The organism is Bradyrhizobium sp., from assembly GCF_016462955.1.
Lineage (GTDB): Bacteria > Pseudomonadota > Alphaproteobacteria > Rhizobiales > Xanthobacteraceae > Bradyrhizobium.
Window position 1 is genome coordinate 1 of the sequence record NZ_JAEMSD010000733.1, and the last position, 2,605, is coordinate 2,605.

The 2,605-nt window shown below is 65.8% G+C and carries 1 protein-coding gene and 1 pseudogene; both read left to right on the forward strand.

Annotation, left to right across the window (positions count from 1 at the left end):
- The first annotated feature begins 243 nt into the window (after window positions 1-243).
- Window positions 244-2,409 (forward strand): anthranilate synthase component I, encoded by a 2,166-nt coding sequence (locus JHD07_RS37560; protein ID WP_291631372.1) that lies wholly within the window; start codon window positions 244-246, stop codon window positions 2,407-2,409.
- Window positions 2,410-2,487: 78 nt separating this feature from the next.
- Window positions 2,488-2,605: pseudogene (locus JHD07_RS37565) on the forward strand (adenine phosphoribosyltransferase); the annotation flags it as partial.

A 2,605-nucleotide genomic window follows, 5' to 3' on the forward strand; every position in this document is an offset into this window, starting at 1 on the left:
CCTCTGGAAGAAGTGCGGCCTCTGAGCCGCAGCCCGGCCACCCTTGACGCCGTCCCCTCGCCATGGTGAGTATCCGCCCATGAGCACCGTAGCCCGCCCAGCCCGTCTTTGGTGGCGCACCTCCTGACGAGGTGGCCGGTGCGATTTTCCTTTCCCAAATCGTCTGAGGTCGCCAGCACAGCGCGGCGGCCTTCTCGTTTGTCCTGTGTGGCGTTCCCTCGGCAAGTTTCGTAAGAGGACGACATGAACAGGACCGTCTTTGCCCTTCCGGCCCGAAGCGACTATCTGACCCGCGCGGGTCTGGCGATCACGCGCGTGGCGGAGCAGTTCACCGGTGGCGCCAACAGGCTCGACGATCTCGTCAGCCTGCTCGACCGCCGCCGCGGCGTGGTGCTGTCCTCGGGCACGACCGTCCCCGGCCGCTACGAGAGTTTTGACCTCGGCTTCTCTGATCCGCCGCTCAAGCTCGAAACGGTTGGCGTCAATTTCACGCTGGAAGCCTTGAACGCACGGGGAGAGGTGCTGATCGCCTTCCTCGGCGATGTCCTGCGTGAGCCCTGCGTCGTCATCTCCGAGAAGACGGTGACGCGCCTTGCCGGCCACATCATCCGCGGCGACGCCCCGGTCGAGGAGGACCAGCGCACCCGGCGTGCCAGCGTGATGTCGCTGGTGCGCGACATCGTTGCCGCCTTCTCCGCCAACGACGACGGGCTGCTCGGCCTGTTCGGCGCCTTTGCCTACGACCTCGTGTTCCAGATCGAGGACCTCGTGCAGAAGCGTCCGCGCGAGGCCGACCAGCGCGATATCGTGCTCTACGTGCCCGATCGCCTGCTGGCCTATGACCGCGCCACCGGCCGCGGCGTCGTGCTTTCTTACGACTTCTCCTGGAAGGGCAAGTCCACCGAGGGCCTGCCGCGCGAGACCGCCGAAAGCCCCTACTTGAAGACGCCGCGCCAGGGCTTTGCCGATCACGCGCCCGGTGAATACCAGGCGACGGTCGAGACCGCGCGCGCGGCGTTCGCCCGCGGCGATCTGTTCGAGGCGGTGCCGGGGCAGCTCTTCGCCGAGCCCTGCGACCGCTCGCCGGCCGAAGTGTTCCAGCGCCTCTGCGTCATCAATCCGTCGCCCTATGGCGCGCTGATGAATCTCGGCGCGGGCGAATTCCTGGTCTCGGCTTCGCCGGAAATGTTCGTGCGCTCGGATGGCCGCCGGGTCGAGACCTGCCCGATCTCGGGCACGATCGCGCGCGGAAGGGATGCGATTGGCGATGCCGAGCAGATCCGCCAGCTGCTGAACTCGGAGAAGGACGAGTTCGAGCTCAACATGTGCACCGACGTCGATCGCAACGACAAGGCACGCGTCTGCGTGCCCGGCACCATCAAGGTGCTGGCGCGCCGCCAGATCGAGACCTATTCGAAACTGTTCCACACCGTCGATCATGTCGAAGGCATGCTGCGCCCCGGCTTCGATGCGCTCGACGCGTTTCTCACCCACGCCTGGGCGGTGACCGTCACGGGCGCGCCAAAGCTCTGGGCGATGCAGTTCGTCGAGGATCACGAACGTTCGCCCCGGCGCTGGTATGCGGGTGCGATCGGCGCGGTGAATTTCGACGGCAGCATCAACACCGGCCTCACCATCCGCACCATCCGCATGAAGGACGGCCTCGCCGAGGTGCGCGTGGGCGCCACCTGCCTGTTTGATTCAGATCCGGCCGCGGAAGACCGCGAGTGCCAGGTCAAGGCTGCCGCGCTGTTCCAGGCGCTGCGCGGCGATCCGCCGAAGCCGCTCTCGACTTTTGCACCCGATGCCACCGGCTCTGGCAAGCAGGTGCTGCTGATCGACCACGACGACAGCTTCGTGCACATGCTCGCTGACTATTTCCGCCAGGTCGGCGCCAGCGTCACGGTGGTCCGCTATGTGCATGCGCTCGACATGCTCAAGCAGAAGAGGTGGGATTTGCTGGTGCTGTCGCCCGGCCCCGGCAGGCCGGAGGATTTCGCGATCGGGAAGACCATCGATGCGGCGCTGGAGAAGAAGCTGCCGGTGTTCGGCGTCTGCCTCGGCGTGCAGGCGATCGGGGAGTATTTCGGCGGCGAGCTCGGCCAGCTCACCCATCCCGCCCACGGCCGGCCCTCGCGGGTGCAGGTGCGCGGCGGCCGCTTGATGCGCAACCTGCCGAACGAGATCGTCATCGGCCGCTATCACTCGCTCTATGTCGAGCGCGACAGCATGCCGGCGGTGTTGTCCGTCACCGCCAGCACCGAGGACGGCGTCGCCATGGCGCTGGAGCACAAGACCCTGCCGGTCGCCGGGGTGCAATTCCACCCGGAATCGCTGATGTCGCTCGGTGGCGAGGTGGGACTCCGTATTGTCGAAAACGCGTTCCGGCTGGATGCTGGGGCAAATTGAGTGCAGAATATTTCACCTCGTCATTCCGGGTTCGATGCTGACGCATCGACCCGGAATGACAACTGAGATGAGAACCCAATGACTTTTGACCACGACATCAAGGCCAGCGTCCGCACTATCCCGGACTATCCGAAGCCCGGAATCATGTTCCGCGACATCACCACCTTGCTCGCGGATGCCCGCGCGTTCCGCCGTG

Bases quoted from the DNA above. Each gene is read 5' to 3' on its own strand.
- JHD07_RS37560 (WP_291631372.1), top strand. From the start codon at position 244: ATGAACAGGACCGTCTTTGCCCTTCCGGCCCGAAGCGACTATCTGACC.